Origin of the sequence: Chroococcus sp. FPU101, from assembly GCF_017312365.1 — a bacterium.
Classification (GTDB): Bacteria; Cyanobacteriota; Cyanobacteriia; order Cyanobacteriales; family Microcystaceae; genus Chroococcus.
The window spans coordinates 366,782-384,090 of sequence record NZ_BLJI01000002.1; the positions used below are offsets into that span (position 1 = coordinate 366,782).

Here is a 17,309-nt window from a genome sequence, read left to right on the forward strand (position 1 = left end):
TATATAACTTTATAAAAATTTTAATTAATGCCCAAAGAAGATATTAAACAAATTAATAGTATTGCTAAAGATTTTAGAATGACTAAAGATGAAATAGAAGGATTTGGTGAATTTATAGAAGAAGCTAAACGTTTAGGAGATAGAGGAACAAAAAACGATAGAGAGATTTTACATATGAAGAACTTAAACAAAAGGCAAAAGAATTTTTAGGCATTGAGTAAACGTATTAAGTAAGAAACATATTAAATTTAAACAAAAATGAAAGTTAACATTATTGAAAAAATTAAACAAGATCAATATTTAGAATTACTCCGAAAAATAGTTAGTCCGATAATTACTCTAATTTGTTGGTCAGTAAGAATTAGTTACGGTGATGAAGTTAAATTACATATTGGAGACAAAGTTCCTTATTCAAGTAAAAAGTTAATTTACCTAGAAAAAGGCTCTTGGGTTTTCGGAACTAGAGGAACCGACTGGAAACTGCTTTATCAAGATCAAGTCATTACAAGTTCTGTCTTAAATGTAGAAACCTTTGAACAAAAAATTAAAGTTATTGAAGGAAGCAAAATCAGTGACTTTGATATTCATTATCCTAGTTTAGTTCTTACTATAACTTTTAGTAATAATTATCATTTAATTATTTTACCAGATTTAGAAGATGATGATTCAGATGTAGCTTATTGGGAATTATTTACACCAGAGCATATGGTAATAGAAGTTAATCCTAGATTTACTTGGTCTTATCTTCCTTCAAATGTCCCTCTAACAAATTTGTAAAAATTATGAAAGATGATCAACCTTCCTACACCGAAAAAACAGAACGCTTAAAAGCTTGGGTACAAATAGTTAAATCAATTACCCCTTATATTTGGTTGCTGGTTATTTTGGTTGTTTTTATTCCTTTAATTGGTCAATTTTTTATCACTCGTTCTATTTCACAGAATATACCACAAAAAAATCTTCCTAAAACTGAAATTGTTTCCATTACACCGCTTAAGCAATCTAATTTAGACCAAGCATTGCTAGAAGCTTTGCAAAATGCCGAAACCACCGCTAAAAATTCTGCATCAAAAGAATTAGATGACTGGATGGATGAACTGACTGAGCGAGTTGATACCAGTTTTTTACCTTGGTATTTTGACTATTTTAATCAAAAGAAAATTGAATTTACAGCCCCGATAACTTGGATGACATCAGTTGTTACACATTGGATAGATACTAATAATCCTTCACCGAGTCAAGCAGTAGCAGAAAAATTAACTCAAGATTTTCAAACTGAGTTTGCTAAACGAGTCCTTCGTCCACAAGTTGAACAACTAAAACAAGAACGAATGACGAAAGAAACAACACAAATTTATATTGATGAACTCAAAAATAATCTTGCTCAAGTTCAAATTAAATATGCCATTCCCCAAGTAGAATGGGAACGCTATTTAGAGGGGATTAGTTTGACGATCGCTGATACTGAAGGAAATTTATCTAATCTTTCGATGAAATTATTAGTAGGTGGTAGCACTTATTTTTTAGCTAAAGCAATAGTTCCAGTAGCCGTAAAATTAGGTAGTAAAGTAATGGCAAAAATTGCAGTTAAAGGAAGTGCAAAACTCGCAGCTAAAACGGGTGGTGCAGTTGCTGGTGAATTAGGTTTCTTACCTTTTCTTGATCCGATTGTTGGTGTAGGGATTATTATTTGGGATGTTTGGGACTACAATCATACGGTGCAAGTTGAAAAGCCAATTCTTAGAGCAGCAATTTTAGATTATTTACAAGAGATTAAAGTTGCTTTACTCGATGACAATATTCTATCGGCAATTCATCAGATAGAGGAAAGTCTTATTAAATCAATTTAAGATTAAATTCTTATTCAAGATATTTTCGATTTGTTCAACCGTTGCACGAGGAGAAGAACGAGGTAATGTTTTTTCACCTTTAGATAATTTTTGGACTAATACAGGTACTTCATATTGATATGCTTCAAACCAGTCAGAATTAGTCGTAATATCTCTAATTTCTAAAGACCATGCTTGAGTTTTTATAGATTCAATTTGTTGTAATTTTTCTAGCAGTCCTTCACAAAGATGACAACCCACTTTACTGTACAAAATTAAATAGACATTCATAAAGTTAATCTTTTGTGCTGATTTCTATAACAATTCGTATCTTTCCATTATCTAATATCTCTGGTGACTCAACAATTATTCCTTGGTGAGCTTCATCTTGATTTTTTGGCTGACTGACTATAATCATGTCACCTTGATTAAAAACATTAGTCTCTCTTGTGTTTGGTTTCTCAGTGGAAGAAACTTTGTTAATTGCTTGATCAATACATTCATTAACGGCTGCATCTGCTAAATGATTATCTTTACGAGGAATCCAAATAATATTAATTTTATTGAATTGCGAGATTAAGCGACGAGCTTGATTAAATAAGTCTTGTAACTTATCACTTTTAACCTTCCATAATCCATTAACTTGATTGATAATTAACTGACTATCTCCTCTAACTTCTAAAGTTTTTATTCCCAATTGCTGCGCTTTTTCTAAACCAATGACTAAACCTGTATACTCAGCTTCATTATTAGTCGCATATTTCATAAAATTACTAACAACAAAAGATTCATCCTCAGATAATTGAAGAACTGCTGCACCTGCGGCTATCCCTGGATTTCCTCTAGAACCCCCATCAAAATACAGAATAGGTATTGTTGGCTTGTTCATTGGTCAAATAAAATATAAATAATTTCTCTTTTAAATAATATAACATTTTCATAATAAATTAAATAATTTCATACTTGATTAATTAATTATTCTGTTGCGTTTTTTACCTTTTTAAGATAATCTTTTGATTTGTTTTAATATCAATAATTACCTTGATTTTGAGCTATTCATTTAATATTAAATTTTTGATTATAGCTTGCTAAATGAAACTGATGTGTTGTATACTGTATAAAATAGATATACTAGCGTAAGTCATAACTATTTTTAGTATTAGCGATCGCATAGAAGTAATAACAGCATTTTAAATGATATCAGAATGACTGATCAAGCGGTACTAAAAGAAAAACTTTTAAAAGCTCAGGTTTTTCCCATATTTTAAAGATAAACAGCTAATTATAGTAGCCGAACATCTCAAAAAAATCAAAATACCTCGGTAGTATCGTATCATTCCGAAAAAAATTTTCCGTGATAACAGCAAGGTTATTCGGCATTGTAATGGTGACAAATGTTAATCTGGAAGGGCGAAACCCGTTCTAGGATCGCGGATAAATAAACCGAGAACCAATGATGACATCACCATATCCCAAACTGGGGTTACTCGCTCTGCATCATCCACCCAATAATCGAACGTAATTAAACACTGAACACCAGAACCTAAACCGATCGCAATTCTAGAATAAGCGGGACGATTTTCTTGTGGATCGATAAATGCAATTTGAGTCCAGACAATACGTGCAGTTTGTCGCTTAAGTTGATGAATTTCCCCCATTTCACCAGGTTCGCGTGAATCATCCTCAACGACTTGTTTTAGAAGATTACGCAGTGGAAAATCTGTCCAATCTGCGGGCGGCAATAAATTATAAGAAACTTCTAAACGACAATCATCATTTGGTGGCTTTTGATCAAGAAACTGGAACGAATTTTCTTGCGGTTCAAAATGCCAATCATGAGGAACATCAAAACGTACCGCCCCTCGCCCTGCAACAAAGATCCGCGTATTTGGTTGAGATTTCCAGTTATGATCCTCTGCAAGTTCTATAGTTTGTTTAACCCAATTCAGATCGTGCTTTTTGCGTTTAGACATAGACACCTAGACAGTTAACTTCTCTTTTATTTTGACGCACTTTTTAGTAGTCGGTTAATCCAAATTCAACTAAGCTTAACTATCTTACAAGTAGACAGAGAAATATTGCTCCTTTTTCTACAAAGGTTGTTCTCTTTTAGATGTTTCTTCTGGTAATGGAATAAATTCAGTTTCTCCCTGAACTTGAGCAAAACGTTTTTCTTTCCAATCTTGTTTTGCTTGCTCAATACGTTCAAGACGACTAGAAACAAAATTCCACCACTTGTATCTTTTACCCAAAGGTTCCCCACCAACAATGATACAACGAGCGTCACCCGTCGCACTGATGTCTACCGATGTTCCAGTAGTCAAAACGACTAAACGATGTTGTTCGATGGGTAAATTATTGATGACGAGTCCTTCTGTAACACTGTAAACAGCTTGTTCTGTATAGTTCGCTGGTAGAGTAAACTGAGAACCCGCAGACATTTGTACATCTAAATAAATCATCGGTGAGAATGTTTGTACTGGAGAAGTTTGATCATAAGCTTCACCAGCAATTAAGGTAAAAGACACTCCAGAAGTCTGCCAAGACGGTAAACTATTTGCCTCATGGTGTCGGAACCAAGGTTCTGTTTCTTCGTATTCATCTGGAAGGGCTACCCAAGTTTGAATCCCGTGAAGGGTTGCCTCTTTATTGCGTTCAGACTCAGGTGTTCTTTCTGAATGAACGATACCTTTACCTGCTGTCATCCAATTTACCGCACCAGGACTAATTTCTTGGACACTGCCTAAACTATCACGATGCAACAACACGCCATCAAACAAGTAAGTAACTGTTGCTAGGTTGATATGAGGATGCGGTCTGACATCAACACCTTTACCCGGTGGAAATATTGCGGGGCCAATATGATCAAAAAAGATAAAGGGGCCAATTTGAGTCAGGATATCAGAAGGAAGAAGACGACGGGCTTGAAACCCCCCCAAATCTTGTACGTGTGGCTCAATGATATATTGAATACTATCCATGAGAGTGAGATAATCGGCGTAGTAGAATTCAAGCTACTTTTAACTATTACCATCATTAGCAGATCTGTCAAGAGATTTGGTTTTAAAAAGAACTTTGATGACTTTTAAGTTTACTATTCTTCACTCAAATAAATTTCGGCTTCTTTTGCGACTTCTTGTAACATTTGTTGACGTAATTTATAAGGGAGCAAAACTTCTACATTAGGTCGCCATGCCCTCAGACGATGAATCACATTAATATCTCCATCTCGATAATTAACACGATAATAAGCATCATCAGATGAACGAAGTTTAAGTATATCTAGTACAGTTTGTTGCTCATTTGTATCTGTTGATTTTTCGATTAATTCTTGCGCCTCGTGGTAATCAATTTCTTTAAAGGTTTCATGACGAAAGGTATTCTTGATATATTTGTCGTGGAAATTACGTCCAAATCGCAATAACATCAACTGAGACGGGAGATAAAAATCAAATCCCCAAACTTGTCCGATTTCTTTTTGAATCAAATTAGTATCAGGTAGTTGATGAGGATAGTATTTTAATAAGTTTTTTGGAAGTTTGGGATCTGACCAAGTTAAAGGTGTTATTTGCTCAATTCGATCTAAGCGATAATTATAATAATCCCCCTGCTGATTCGGGGTTTCACCAAAAGCACATAAATAAATAGCACGTCGTGAATAATATAAACAGATGGGGTAAACAATACACTTCACAACTTTTTCTAACTTAGCACTGTCATATATTAACTCTACTGGTGGTGTTGGGAATTGTTGCCATAAATCTTTTAGTTGCGCCTGATGATCTTCTAATCGATCTTGTGCAATAGGACTAATAATAAAGTCTATTTCTAAAAAAAATCGATTAAAACTTCCAATGGGTTCAGCAAAGTTCTGTAATGTGATCTCTAATTCAGGAATTAAAGCGTTGAAATTAGAACTATTTCCCTTATTTTGAATAACTTGAGGAAAATCAGGAAATTGATTAACTTTTTGATAAGTAGTCTTTGATTTGTTTAACCAACCTAACTCAACGAGAATACGCAAATCGTCTTGTAAAGAACGACGGGTTACTGCAAAAAGACGAGTTTCAAGAGTATCATCAATAGTTTCATCCGATAATTGATCATGCTGTTTAAGAGAATTGCGCCACTGAGTTTCATCTTCTAAAACATTTATCAGCCAGTCAGAAACCGTTTTAGCACAGTTACAATGATCATCGTGCTTTGGAGGTATTTTATCAGTTGGTTCATGAGTAAAGAAAGCCTGTTGCCACTCAGCAAATTTAAACGAATGATCTAAATTTAAAGAATGTGACTCCTCTCCATACAAAAACTTTAGCCATACCCAAAGACGGATCGCACGTAATAAATTTTGTTTCAGCGAACCTCGTGCCAGCCATTGTAACAGTTCGATGGATGGATCTTCTTGAAAGGTTATCTCAGTCATAGAATAAATTCGGATGATGCTACTTCCAAGTATATGTTAAATTAACAACAACTTAAAAGAACGAAAAAATTATGAGTGCAGTTTACTTAACTATTATTCCCCATATCACCCAATCTGGTATCCCCTATCAACACTTGCGTATCAATATTTTGAATGAAAACGGTATCATTACTCCAAATGATCTTAAAGGATTAAAATTACCCAAAGAAATTGGCTACAGTCAGGGAATTGTCATCGAAGGAAAAGCACCTATTTGGCTATATGGATACTTAGTACATGAATGTCATCCCGCAGCATGGGTAGGGTGTTATGACACACGCTTAGGTGCAGTTGTAGTAGCAACTCATACCCCCGATGTAAATATTGCTCAAGTGTTCAAAATCAATTTACCTGACACCTCTTCCAATTAACTATGACAACAAAATCCCAAGTTCAATTAGAGATTATTCAACTACAGGGAAACAATACTTATCAAACTCTAGCAATTAACTTACTTCAACCCCAAAGTTTAATTACTGTTGAAGAGATGTTAACCCTAGAAATACCCCAAGAACTCGATCGTACTCAAGGAATTATTTTATATGGTTCTGCTCCCATTTGGTTATATACCTATTTAATCGAGCGATTATCTTCTTATCCTTGGGTAGCTTGTTTTAACCTTAATTTACAAGCGGCTGTTATTGTTGTCAGTCAAGTTTCATCACCGACAGTTGGGGACAGTATACCCATTCAATTTACCACAATTCCAAACATCACAATTATCATCGGCGGCCCACCCAATAGCGGTAAAAGTGTTTTTTCTAATGCACTAAGAAAAACATTAGCCAAATATCAACCCGAAGCACAAGTTTACTTACATCGTGCTAATTGGGATGGAGAGGGAAATCACACTTATGAAACACCCGAAGAATTAGCAGAAAAACTAAAACAACGCAATAAAACTAAAATTCATCTCAAACCGAATGCAGAAAAATTAGTACCAGAATACTTTACATATCATGCTCAATCTGTAACAAAAATCCGTCAAGTTGTCGATATAACCTTAGTCGATGTTGGTGGTAAAGCCGATATTGCTAAAAACCCAGTTATAGAACAGTGTACTCATTACATCATTATTAGCAGTGACCCCGAAAAAATACAGGAATGGCACGAGCTTTTTAGTCAAAAATTGCAACCCATAGCCGTAATTCACAGCGTCTTAGAAGAGAAAATAGAAATCCTCAAAACCGAACCTTTTTTAGAAATCGTCGCAGGAAAATGGGTACGAAATCACGTCAGGCAAATACCAGAAGTTTTGCTGAAAGGGATTTTGAGATGTTTATGTAAAGAAATATGTTAATCAATGATAATCATTTACATAACTTTGCTCATATTTACATAAAAAATGATAGTTTTCCTTAAATTTTGGGAAATCTAGGTGTAGTGACAGGAGAGTGTATGAGTATTCCAAAAGAATTTAAAGTCGATCATCTATTTTTACTCGTTGGGGAGAATCCATTACCGAATTATGTAGCAGCTAATCTTTTACTAAACAAAGACGGCGGAACACCTTATCTGGTATACACCACAGGAACAGAGGATAAGGCAAAACGTTTAGGAGAAATTTTACAGAGCGAATTAAATGGATTGAAACAAGCTCAACTTATCTCACTAGGTAAGTATGAATCCGACGCTAACTATATTCAAAATAAAATTAGTTCAAAATTGGGAGAAATTAAGACGGGTAAAATTGGGTTGAATTATACGGGTGGAACCAAAGCTATGTCGGTTCATGCGTACAGAGCGTTATTCTATGAAAAAAATAGTAATCAGTCTTTTCAACAGCGTCCTGAAATAATTTTTAGTTATCTTGATGCACGTCATTTAGAAATGTGTATTGATCGAGAAGAAGGAGAACCAAAACGTATTAAAGTTAAACCTGAAGATTTACAAATAAAGTTAGAAAAAATATTTCATATACATGGATGGAAATGGTTAGATAAACGAAAACCTATTGAAACGCCTCAATTTCCTAATGCTGCTCAGTCCTTTGCTGAATTTCATACAGATGAGAATTTAGTTAAGTTATGGCGGACTTGGTGCGACGAAGTATTACGAAAGCTAACTAAGGATAATAAAGATAATTGGTTAACAGAGAATAAGCTTAAACAAGTCCCTTTTTTAAATCTAAAATTTAATGATAAAGACAATAATGAAGTGAGCCTAATAGATTCAGATTCTATAACTAAAGCGTTAGCACAATTAGGTGTAATTGGAGAAGAAATATCTTTACAATCTATTAAAAGCCAAGATTTTGATAAAGTAAAAGATATTTGTCAATGGCTTGATGGTGAATGGCTTGAGCATTATGTTTTGAAACAGGTTCAGTCTATTTCAAAAGATTTAGAAATTGATGATAGTGCTACTTCATTTTGGATTAAAGACCCAAACAGCAACAAAAATAAATTTCAATTTGATGTCGCTTTTACGAGAGGCTATCAGCTTTTTGCTATTTCTTGTACTACATCTACAGACAAATCGCTTTGTAAATCAAAACTTTTTGAAGCTCATATACGAGCTAGACAGTTAGGCGGAGATGAAGCTAGAGTTGCTCTAATTTGTTGTGCTAGTGATAATGATGAAGATTCGCAAGGCAAGAAAAAGTACACTATAAATGCGTTGAGAACAGAAATTATAAATGTTTTAAACTCATCACCTGAAAGTAGTAAAAGAGATTATAAACTAGAAGTTTTTGGTCGTGATGATTTAATAGATTTGGAGCAAAAAATTATGACTTGGATTTACAATGTATAGGAAGCAATAAAATGAGCAAATTTACAGTAACTATTATAGATACAACAGGTATTCAATCTTATATCTTTGGTAGTAATCGGTTGAGGGAAAATATTGGAGCGTCCCACATTTTATTGCAGGTTACAGGAGATTGGTTAGAAGAGACGTTAAAAGATTTGGGCGTTCCTAGAAATCAGCAACAAGAACCTATTGAAAATAGTCAATTACCTGCTGAATTAGTTTATGCAGGTGGTGGTAATGCTATGGTCATATTTAGAACAAAAAGTATTGCTGTTGAGTTTACAAAAAAACTAAGCAAAAAAGTTTTAATAGATGCTCCTGGTATTAATCTAGTCGTTGCTCATACAGAATTTGAATGGGATACAGAATTTTTATATGAAATTGTCGAAAAATTAATGCAAGAGAAAATGGCACAGAATAAATATAGTCGAATTCCTTCTACACCTTTACTTGGTTTAGGGGTAAATGCTACTTGCAATTCTACTCAACTACCAGCAATAGGAAGAAGTGATGAGCCTAAATATAAAATGCCATCAGGTAGTAAAACTTATTTAGTTTCTAGAGAAACAGGAGCAAAACTTAAGTCAGTTCAAAAAGCTAATGATATATTAAAACAAAAAATTTTTAATACAGATGTTTTAAACAAATATGAGCTTGCTGAAGACTTTGATGATTTTAGTCGTACAGAAGGGGAAAGTAGTTATCTCGCTGTCGTTCATGCAGATGGTAACGGAATGGGAAAACGCTTTCAAGAATTTGGTGAAGGAAAATGTAATAGAGACTACATCAAGGCTCTGCGTCAACTTTCTAAAGATGTACATGATGCTGGAATCAAAGCTCTTGAACAAATAACAAAGATTTTAGCCGAATCTATTAAAGAAGATGAAGATGGAAATAAAACAGTTAAAGGAAAATTTAAAATTAAAGATAACTTTTTTCCCTTTCGTCCTATTGTTTATGGTGGCGATGATGTTACCTTTGTCTGTGATGGACGTATTGGACTAGAGTTAGCTGCACTTTATCTTGAAAAATTACAAGAATATAGTTTAGCAGACGAAAAACCACTCAAAGCTTGTGCAGGAATTAGTATTGTTAAAACTCATTATCCTTTTGCTCGTTCTTACCAACTGAGCGAAGCATTATGTAAAGAAGCTAAAAGATACACAAAATTCGAGTCAAAAAGTCAGAAAAAAAGACCAGAAGAAAAAGCTAATTTTGTCGCTTTAGATTGGCATATCGCATCTAGTGGTTTATCAGGTTCTCTTCAAGAAATACGAGAACGTGAATATCAAGTTTCTGAAGGACGGTTAAATATGAGACCTGTACGCTTAGAAGCACATCTAACTGATTGGAATATTTGGAAACATTTTACTAAAGCTGTTCAAGAATTCAATGATGAGCAGAAATGGAGTCGCAATAAAGTTATAGCTTTACGGGAAATATTACGCCAAGGCTCACAAGTAACTCAAGACTTTCGCTCTGTTTATAAATTGAGAGAATTTCCTTCTTTTATTAGTAATACAGATCAAGATTTAGTTAAAAAAGGGTGGCTAGATGAAGTTTGTGGTTACTTTGATGCAATTGAAGCAATGGATTTTTATTTTACATTAGGAGACGGTTCTAATGAGTCTGTATCACCTGAAAATTAAATTGTTGAGTGACACGACTTTCGGACGAGGAGACGGGGTAGCAGGTTTAATAGACTCCGAAGTAGAACACGACTCGGATGGTTTTCCTTATTTACGAGGTCGTACTCTCAAAGGTTTACTCAGTGAAGAATGTGACAATCTAATTGCTACTTTACCAGATGGCAATATCTGTGAATATTGGCAAAAAGTCGCTTGTGCTGTGTTTGGTTCTCCTGGTAGCACTCTTAAAACAATCGCATCTGTTCACGTTGGAGATGCTTGTTTACCAAAGGATTTACGACAAGCGATCGCATACCAAATTCAGGACAAAACATTAACTAAAACTGAAGTCTTGGATGCTTTAACAACTATCCGCCGTCAAACTGCTATTAAACCAGATGGAACACCAGAAAAAGGTAGTTTACGTTCTTTTCGAGTCATTATACGTCAACTTGAATTCACTGCCGATTTAATTATTGAGACAGATCGAATTGAGATAGCTAAGGAAGTAATTGAACTCAACCAAATGTTGTCTTTATTAGCAGTAGGTGCATTAGCACTGAGATATCTAGGTAGTGGACGAAATCGAGGTAGAGGTTATGTGCAGTGCAGGCTCTTGGATCAAGTAGGTAATGATATTACAGAAGAATTTAGTAAATATTTTGGTAAAACACAAGAGGTAGCTGTATGAAGGGAATTAAATTTTCTATCCATGCTTTAGAACCCATTCTTGCAACTTCATTTCAAGGAGATCCTAACAGCGATGTTTCATATTCTTACATTCCAGGGAGTATGATTCGAGGTGCGGTTATTGGTCGCTATTTACGTCATTATCAGTTACGAGAACTCGATCTCAACGATACTCAAGTTCAACAGCTATTCTTTGATGAAACGAAAACGCTTTACTTAAACGCTTATTTAGAAAGTAACGACGAAGGTAAACGTACATTACCAGTACCTCTATCTTGGTTTAAAGATAAAGATGCAAGCTTACCAAAAGCTGACTCAACTGGTTTTATGCAGATTTATGATCGGGCTATTGAGTATGATTTATCAGATGAGGAGAATATCACACTCAAAAATCTAGAACAGAAGTTTTGTACACTAAAAAGAAAAACAGTTACTTTATATTCCGAAAAACGCCGCATTAACATTCATAATTTTCGGAATCGTCAAAAAGGCACAGCAACCAAAGAACAAGGGGAAATATTTCGATATGATGCCTTAGATTCAGAGCAGACTTTTCAAACAGCAATACTATGCAAAGACCCTGAATTAATAAAAATATTACAAAAGCTTTTACCAGAATCTGCAAATTTATGGTTAGGTGGTTCACAGAGTGCAGGTTATGGAAAAACAGAAATTAGAAATATTCAACAGTTATCAACTGACTGGTGTGAAATAGAGATTAAAGCTAATAAGCGATTTAATCACGAGAAATTAACAATCACGCTTTTAAGCGATACTATTTTACGTGATCAATGTGGACAAGTTACAGCTAATGCTCATTTAATAAAGCTAGAACTTGAAGAAATATTAAGTCATGATCTCCCTAACGTCAAAATTTATGCTAATAGCATTATCGTCGGAGGATTTAATCGTAAATGGGGTCTGCCACTCCCTCAAGTTCCTGCTTTATCTGCTGGTAGTGTAGTTGTTTTTGAAGATGTATCATTAACTTCAGAACAAATAGAGCATCTTGAATTTTTTGGAATTGGAGAGCGTCGTAATGAAGGTTATGGTAGGGTTGCTATTAATTGGACAGATGAAGCAAAATTATCTGCAATACAACCTAATACAACTGAAAATGAGCAGGTTCATTTAGAATCCACTTCACAAAATTTAGCTAATTTAATACTCGATAGAATATATCGTCAAAGATTAGAAAAGCAATTAATGAATAAATTGGGTGAAGCTGATACTAAAATTATAAATTCAGGTAGTATTACAAATAGTCAACTATCTCGACTTTTGTTAGTAGCTATAAAAGGTTTATCAAATAATAGTTTTGACACTGTTAAAGAATTTTTAAACCCTGAAAATTTAACTAAAAAAGCTCGTGATCAACTTCAAAGTGCCAGAATGGACAATGGTAATTCATTATATGACACGATTCAAAACTGGCTAAATACTCCTAAATCTTGGATTACAAATCCTCAAGATGTGGAAGTAATCCTTAATTCTAGCTTTCAAAGAAATGTAAACGATGAAACTGGAATTCAGCTTGTAAATGAATATACATTACGCCTCATTATGGCAACAGCAAAAAGAGCGATGAAGGAGAAAAACTGATGAAACCAGTACGATTAGCACGTGATCATCGTCATATTACTCAACGAATCATTATTAAGGGAACTTTGATATTAGATACACCAACTTGTCTAGGCAGTGGTGACATAGAAGGTGTTACTGATATGATGTTAATTCGAGATAGTATTTCAGATCACGCTTTACTTACAGGTGCTTCTATTGCAGGTGCTTTGCGTAACTATGTTCATGAATATGAAAATGGATATGGTAAACAGGAGAAAATAGAGCAACTATCTACTTTTCTCTTTGGTGCCGTTCGTCGGAAAGATTATAAAAATGATGACAGCGATCAAAGTCCTCGCAGGGATGATAAAGGTGATGAAGGTGACCAAAGTCCTTTAATTGTTCATGACTCTATTAGTAGCGAAGTTCCTACAATTGAATTGCGAGATGGAGTTAAAATCGATAGTCAAACTGGAACAGCAACCGATAAAGCTAAATACGATTTGGAGTTACTTGCAGCAGGTACAGAATTTCCACTTTGCTTTGAGTTATTGCTTGAAAAAGATCATTCTCAAATTAAGAAAGCTTTATGTATTGCTCTGCAAGGGTTAGAAAACAAACAGATCAGCTTGGGGATGAAAAAGCGTCGCGGTTTTGGTCGCTGTCATGTTGATAAGTGGGAAGTGTGGGATTTTGACTTAGCACAAGAGAGCGATCGCATTGCTTGGCTTACCTTTGAGCGAGATTGGGGAAAACAATCTGCTAAAGCTCCACAAATCGGAAAGATTAGTGAGATTTTTAAGATTAATCTTAGTACAGACGACAAACGTGATCGCTTTACCATCCATGCAACCTTTAACCTTGCCAGTCCATTACTGATACGCTCAGGTCAAGCAGAAACAGGAATTGCACCAGATGTTGTACATCTAAAATCAAACCGTAATGGTGAGTTGAAACCTGTTCTATCAGGTACAAGTCTAGCAGGAGTTTTGAGACATAGAGCCGAACGAATCGTCAACACATTAGATATATCAACAACTATTGTAGATGACATATTTGGGCCAGATTTTAGCAAAGACAAAACCAAACAAGCCAAAGCTAGTCGTTTAGTTGTTCATGAAAGTGAGATCGATAACACAACTGATTTAGTACAAACTCGAATTGCGATTGACCGCTTTACAGGTGGTGCATATCCTGGTGCTTTGTTTCAAGAACAACCAATATTTCCTCAAGGAGAAAAAAACTTAGAAATCAATCTAGAATTGCGTAGTCCTCAAGAACATGAAATCGGTTTACTTTTATTGTTGTTAAAAGATTTGTGGACAGAAGATTTACCTGTTGGTGGTGCTATTAGTGTTGGACGAGGAAGATTAAAGGGGATTGAAGCTATTTTAACTTTGCAACAAAAAGATAAACATCAAAAATGGAGAATCTTTCAAAATGACGCACAGCTTAAAGTAGAAAATATTGAACAAGTTAATTTATCAGAGCAGCAAGTAAAAGAAGAATTACAAAAATATGTTTCAGAATTAGTAGATTATACGATGAAGAGGGATCATGAATAAACCTGATTGTGTACCGCTAGAAGATGCTAAAAATATAGTTGATACCAAATCCTTAAATGATTGGTTACAAAATGAAGCTAAACAACACCAATTGACTTATCTATTAGCTCATGCAGATGATGGGGTGATTTGGGGACGATTTGAGTCAGATGGAACACTTATTACTCAAACTGAACCAAAAGATCTGTTTTCAGAATATAAATTTGCTAAACTACGTCTTTGTACTCTTCAACAGTGCCGAATTTTTAGCAAAAAAGCTGAAATATTATTATGGAAAGTTGGTCAAAATTGGAAAGCAAGATTAATTACAGATGACCATTTATTAGAAGAAGATTATATTTATGAAAATCAGATTCTTTGGGGAACTAAAGGAATAGAGAAAGATTGCTTTACTTTAGTATCAGATGGTTCACAAGGTTTAAAACACGCGGTTCCTCTAACTGGAATCGTTTTTAAAGATGAAACTGCTCGGCCTTTGCGTTTATCAGTTCGTAACTATATTGATTATAACGATGATGGTGTAGCCAGAATTTATTTAAGTCGTATTGTTAATGTTTACTATCAGAAGGAGATAAAAAAATGAATCCAAAACATATAAAAAATGTACCAAATGATAGAAAAGCTGTTGCACCTTACAATTTTGTAGAGCTACCTGAAAAAGTAGTAGAAGCACAATTACCTTTACCTAGTGGAGATTGCTATCATTCTGACCGTAATACGGGTAGAATTGAATGTACTTTGACTACAGAGTCACCACTTTATACTCGTTGCGGTATGACACCTGATGAATTTAAAGCAGGAAAAGAATCTAAAGATTTACCAAACTTTTTCTATACTGATAAATTTGATAAACCTGCCATTTCTGGTAGTAGTTTACGGGGAATGTTACGGACATTAGTGGAAATTGTTAGCTTTAGTAAGATTGATAAAGATAAAGTTTCAGATGAGCATAAATTCTTTTTTCGTGCAGTAGCAGCAGATAGAGATGATCCTCTTAAAAACGAGTATAGCTACCATCTAGGTCGACAAGGTAATAATGTTAAAGCTGGTTATCTTCAGCAACAAGGAAGTAATTGGTTTATCCGTCCTGCTTCAAATATTGACGGTCAATCTTTTTTTTGGATAAAAGAGACAATAGCTCAAGTTGCTATTCCTGAACTAATACCAATGAAAAATTATGAAACCTATCATCCTCAATATTTTGTCAATATAAGCTTTGAAGACGTTTACACAAATAACGGACGTGATTTTGTTAATAATATTAGTAAAAATAGTCAAGATTATCAACATATTGGTGTTTTGGTTACTGCTGGTAATATGCTTGAAGGAGCAACAGAACAAACAAACTGTTTACGGAAAAATCATTATGTTATAAATCTACCAGATGCTAACGCAAATTTGATTCCTATTGCTCCAGAAGCTATAAAAGATTATTGTAATGCTTTAACACCTTTTCAAAAACAAGAACCCCCTTTTAGTACAGATAAGGGAGTATTAAGAAATGGCCGCGCTATATTTTATTGTCCCCCTAAACTTGGCGATTCTATAAAACTATTTGGTCAAAGTCCTAACTTCCGAATTCCTTATTTACCAAAAGGAAAAACTAGAGCCTCTTCTGCTGTTGACTTTATCCCTGACTATTTAAAAGATATTAATGTTATTGATTTAGCTGATTCAATCTTTGGCTGGGTAAGACGTGAACCTAATAAAGTCGTCAAAGAAGTAGAAGTCAGACAACATTCTGGTAGAGTTTTTATCACAGATGCTCTATTTCAAAAAGCAGAAAGTAACCTTTGGTACACAGGAAATATAAAGGATACAGTAATCCCTCAAATTTTGAGTAGCCCTAAACCAACGACATTTCAGCATTACTTAGTACAACCTCAAGAAACTGAGGCTAAAAAGGAAAATCTAAAACACTATGCTAGTAAACCTGTTGAAAAAACAGTAATTCGAGGACATAAACTATATTGGCACAAAGGAAATGAGCCAGACTTTAAACATCCTGAACCTCAGAAAGCCTCAACAAGTCAGATAACTGAAATTAAACCAATTAGTCAAGGTGTTACCTTTAAATTTACCATCTACTTTGAAAACCTAACAGATGTAGAACTAGGTGCTTTGTTATGGGTACTCAATCATGCTAAAGGTAAACATCGTCTAAAACTTGGTATGGGTAAACCTTTAGGTATGGGTACAGTTAAAATAGAAAGTGAATTATATCTCACTGATTGCAAACATAGATACAATCATTTATTTAGTAATACTCAATGGGCAATAGGAAGAACAAAATCATCATCGCAAGACTTTTCAAAGTATATAAGTAATTTTGAGGATTATTTAAAAAACGAACTTCAGCTTAGGGAAAATTTTTCTGTTATTCCTAGAATTCAACAGCTTTTAGCTATGCTAAGTTGGAACACAAATCCTGCACAAGACTATTTAAATGAAAGACGCTATATGGAAATTGAACGCCAGCAACAACCTTATCTTGGTAACGATTTTAATGAATATAAAGCTCGTCTTGTACTTCCTACACCTTTACAAATCAGATTACAAGATAACCCATCTCTCTTCTCAGAGAATCAAATAGTCAAGGCTAAAGTTGTTGATCTTAAAGAAGAACAAATACAAAAAGGTAAAAAAAATCAATTAAGAACAATTATATCTTATGAAATATCCGGCTCTGATTGTTTATCGCTAGAAGAAATTAATAAAGAAAAAGTTTTTCTTAATGTAGGGGATGTTGTAAGAGTTAACATTGTAAAAGTTCAAGGAATAAGTATTAGAAAAGTCAAACGTATTGAATCTTAGC

At 34.3% G+C, this 17,309-nt stretch carries 17 protein-coding genes; 12 read left to right on the forward strand and 5 right to left on the reverse strand.

Going from position 1 to position 17,309, the window contains the following annotated elements:
• The first annotated feature begins 27 nt into the window (after window positions 1–27).
• From CFPU101_RS04360 to CFPU101_RS04370, 3 genes are read left to right on the forward strand one after another with little or no spacing between them, the layout of a single operon-like run.
• The gene (locus tag CFPU101_RS04360; protein WP_206814094.1) at window positions 28–210 is read left to right on the forward strand and encodes a hypothetical protein; all 183 of its coding nucleotides are present in this window, start codon (window positions 28–30) and stop codon (window positions 208–210) included.
• Between the two features lie 48 nt (window positions 211–258).
• The gene (locus CFPU101_RS04365; RefSeq protein WP_206814095.1) at window positions 259–777 is read left to right on the forward strand and encodes a hypothetical protein; all 519 of its coding nucleotides are present in this window, start codon (window positions 259–261) and stop codon (window positions 775–777) included.
• Between the two features lie 5 nt (window positions 778–782).
• Window positions 783–1,850 carry a hypothetical protein gene (locus tag CFPU101_RS04370; RefSeq protein WP_206814096.1) on the forward strand — a complete coding sequence of 356 codons (1,068 nt, stop codon included), beginning with the start codon at window positions 783–785 and terminating at the stop codon, window positions 1,848–1,850.
• Here CFPU101_RS04370 and CFPU101_RS04375 read toward each other — a convergent pair.
• The 5 genes from CFPU101_RS04375 to CFPU101_RS04395 form a co-directional block, all read right to left on the reverse strand.
• Complete coding sequence (locus CFPU101_RS04375) at window positions 1,842–2,120, reverse strand: glutaredoxin family protein (RefSeq protein WP_206814097.1); 279 nt, start codon at window positions 2,118–2,120, stop codon at window positions 1,842–1,844. The genes CFPU101_RS04370 and CFPU101_RS04375 overlap by 9 nt on opposite strands.
• A 4-nt stretch (window positions 2,121–2,124) precedes the next feature.
• Window positions 2,125–2,718, reverse strand: a complete 594-nt coding sequence (locus CFPU101_RS04380; protein WP_206814098.1) for a ribonuclease HI family protein — start codon at window positions 2,716–2,718, stop codon at window positions 2,125–2,127.
• 508 nt (window positions 2,719–3,226) lie between these two features.
• Window positions 3,227–3,802 carry a hypothetical protein gene (locus CFPU101_RS04385; RefSeq protein WP_206814099.1) on the reverse strand — a complete coding sequence of 192 codons (576 nt, stop codon included), beginning with the start codon at window positions 3,800–3,802 and terminating at the stop codon, window positions 3,227–3,229.
• A gap of 117 nt (window positions 3,803–3,919) precedes the next feature.
• Window positions 3,920–4,810 carry a pirin family protein gene (locus CFPU101_RS04390; RefSeq protein WP_206814100.1) on the reverse strand — a complete coding sequence of 297 codons (891 nt, stop codon included), beginning with the start codon at window positions 4,808–4,810 and terminating at the stop codon, window positions 3,920–3,922.
• A 113-nt stretch (window positions 4,811–4,923) separates the two neighbouring features.
• Window positions 4,924–6,255, reverse strand: coding sequence for a TIGR03985 family CRISPR-associated protein (locus CFPU101_RS04395; protein ID WP_206814101.1), 1,332 nt, complete (start codon window positions 6,253–6,255; stop codon window positions 4,924–4,926).
• Window positions 6,256–6,326: 71 nt separating this feature from the next.
• On the opposite strand from CFPU101_RS04395, the gene crn3 reads away from it, so the two are divergent.
• The 9 genes from crn3 to CFPU101_RS04440 all read left to right on the forward strand — a co-directional run bounded on the left by crn3 (window position 6,327) and on the right by CFPU101_RS04440 (window position 17,308).
• Window positions 6,327–6,665 (forward strand): CRISPR-associated ring nuclease Crn3/Csx3, encoded by a 339-nt coding sequence (gene crn3, locus CFPU101_RS04400; protein WP_206814102.1) that lies wholly within the window; start codon window positions 6,327–6,329, stop codon window positions 6,663–6,665.
• Between the two features lie 2 nt (window positions 6,666–6,667).
• On the forward strand, window positions 6,668–7,594 hold the full coding sequence (locus tag CFPU101_RS04405) for a CRISPR-associated protein Csx3 (protein WP_206814103.1): 927 nt from the start codon (window positions 6,668–6,670) through the stop codon (window positions 7,592–7,594).
• A gap of 98 nt (window positions 7,595–7,692) precedes the next feature.
• A complete protein-coding gene (locus tag CFPU101_RS04410) occupies window positions 7,693–9,048 on the forward strand; it encodes a DUF1887 family protein (RefSeq protein WP_206814104.1) in 1,356 nt (451 codons plus the stop codon).
• An 11-nt stretch (window positions 9,049–9,059) separates the two neighbouring features.
• The gene (locus CFPU101_RS04415; RefSeq protein ID WP_206814105.1) at window positions 9,060–10,697 is read left to right on the forward strand and encodes a hypothetical protein; all 1,638 of its coding nucleotides are present in this window, start codon (window positions 9,060–9,062) and stop codon (window positions 10,695–10,697) included.
• On the forward strand, window positions 10,672–11,367 hold the full coding sequence (locus tag CFPU101_RS04420) for an RAMP superfamily CRISPR-associated protein (protein WP_206814106.1): 696 nt from the start codon (window positions 10,672–10,674) through the stop codon (window positions 11,365–11,367). Before CFPU101_RS04415 ends, CFPU101_RS04420 begins: the two co-directional genes overlap by 26 nt.
• Complete coding sequence (locus tag CFPU101_RS04425) at window positions 11,364–12,968, forward strand: hypothetical protein (RefSeq protein WP_206814107.1); 1,605 nt, start codon at window positions 11,364–11,366, stop codon at window positions 12,966–12,968. The genes CFPU101_RS04420 and CFPU101_RS04425 overlap by 4 nt, the downstream gene beginning before the upstream one ends.
• Window positions 12,968–14,494 (forward strand): RAMP superfamily CRISPR-associated protein, encoded by a 1,527-nt coding sequence (locus CFPU101_RS04430; protein WP_206814108.1) that lies wholly within the window; start codon window positions 12,968–12,970, stop codon window positions 14,492–14,494. The genes CFPU101_RS04425 and CFPU101_RS04430 overlap by 1 nt, the downstream gene beginning before the upstream one ends.
• A complete protein-coding gene (csx19, locus tag CFPU101_RS04435; protein ID WP_206814109.1) occupies window positions 14,487–15,077 on the forward strand; it encodes a CRISPR-associated protein Csx19 in 591 nt (196 codons plus the stop codon). Before CFPU101_RS04430 ends, csx19 begins: the two co-directional genes overlap by 8 nt.
• A complete protein-coding gene (locus CFPU101_RS04440; RefSeq protein ID WP_206814110.1) occupies window positions 15,074–17,308 on the forward strand; it encodes a TIGR03986 family CRISPR-associated RAMP protein in 2,235 nt (744 codons plus the stop codon). The genes csx19 and CFPU101_RS04440 overlap by 4 nt, the downstream gene beginning before the upstream one ends.
• Window position 17,309: the final 1 nt, after the last annotated feature.

Excerpts from the sequence above, each read along its gene's own strand:
- CFPU101_RS04380 (WP_206814098.1), bottom strand. The coding sequence starts at position 2,718 with ATGAACAAGCCAACAATACCTATTCTGTATTTTGATGGGGGTTCTAGA.
- CFPU101_RS04405 (WP_206814103.1), top strand. The coding sequence starts at position 6,668 with ATGACAACAAAATCCCAAGTTCAATTAGAGATTATTCAACTACAGGGA.
- CFPU101_RS04430 (WP_206814108.1), top strand. The coding sequence starts at position 12,968 with ATGAAACCAGTACGATTAGCACGTGATCATCGTCATATTACTCAACGA.
- CFPU101_RS04425 (WP_206814107.1), top strand. The coding sequence starts at position 11,364 with ATGAAGGGAATTAAATTTTCTATCCATGCTTTAGAACCCATTCTTGCA.
- crn3 (WP_206814102.1), top strand. The coding sequence starts at position 6,327 with ATGAGTGCAGTTTACTTAACTATTATTCCCCATATCACCCAATCTGGT.
- CFPU101_RS04415 (WP_206814105.1), top strand. The coding sequence starts at position 9,060 with ATGAGCAAATTTACAGTAACTATTATAGATACAACAGGTATTCAATCT.
- CFPU101_RS04375 (WP_206814097.1), bottom strand. The coding sequence starts at position 2,120 with ATGAATGTCTATTTAATTTTGTACAGTAAAGTGGGTTGTCATCTTTGT.
- CFPU101_RS04360 (WP_206814094.1), top strand. The coding sequence starts at position 28 with ATGCCCAAAGAAGATATTAAACAAATTAATAGTATTGCTAAAGATTTT.
- CFPU101_RS04440 (WP_206814110.1), top strand. The coding sequence starts at position 15,074 with ATGAATCCAAAACATATAAAAAATGTACCAAATGATAGAAAAGCTGTT.
- CFPU101_RS04385 (WP_206814099.1), bottom strand. The coding sequence starts at position 3,802 with ATGTCTAAACGCAAAAAGCACGATCTGAATTGGGTTAAACAAACTATA.
- CFPU101_RS04370 (WP_206814096.1), top strand. The coding sequence starts at position 783 with ATGAAAGATGATCAACCTTCCTACACCGAAAAAACAGAACGCTTAAAA.
- CFPU101_RS04395 (WP_206814101.1), bottom strand. The coding sequence starts at position 6,255 with ATGACTGAGATAACCTTTCAAGAAGATCCATCCATCGAACTGTTACAA.
- CFPU101_RS04390 (WP_206814100.1), bottom strand. The coding sequence starts at position 4,810 with ATGGATAGTATTCAATATATCATTGAGCCACACGTACAAGATTTGGGG.
- CFPU101_RS04365 (WP_206814095.1), top strand. The coding sequence starts at position 259 with ATGAAAGTTAACATTATTGAAAAAATTAAACAAGATCAATATTTAGAA.
- CFPU101_RS04410 (WP_206814104.1), top strand. The coding sequence starts at position 7,693 with ATGAGTATTCCAAAAGAATTTAAAGTCGATCATCTATTTTTACTCGTT.
- CFPU101_RS04420 (WP_206814106.1), top strand. The coding sequence starts at position 10,672 with ATGAGTCTGTATCACCTGAAAATTAAATTGTTGAGTGACACGACTTTC.
- csx19 (WP_206814109.1), top strand. The coding sequence starts at position 14,487 with ATGAATAAACCTGATTGTGTACCGCTAGAAGATGCTAAAAATATAGTT.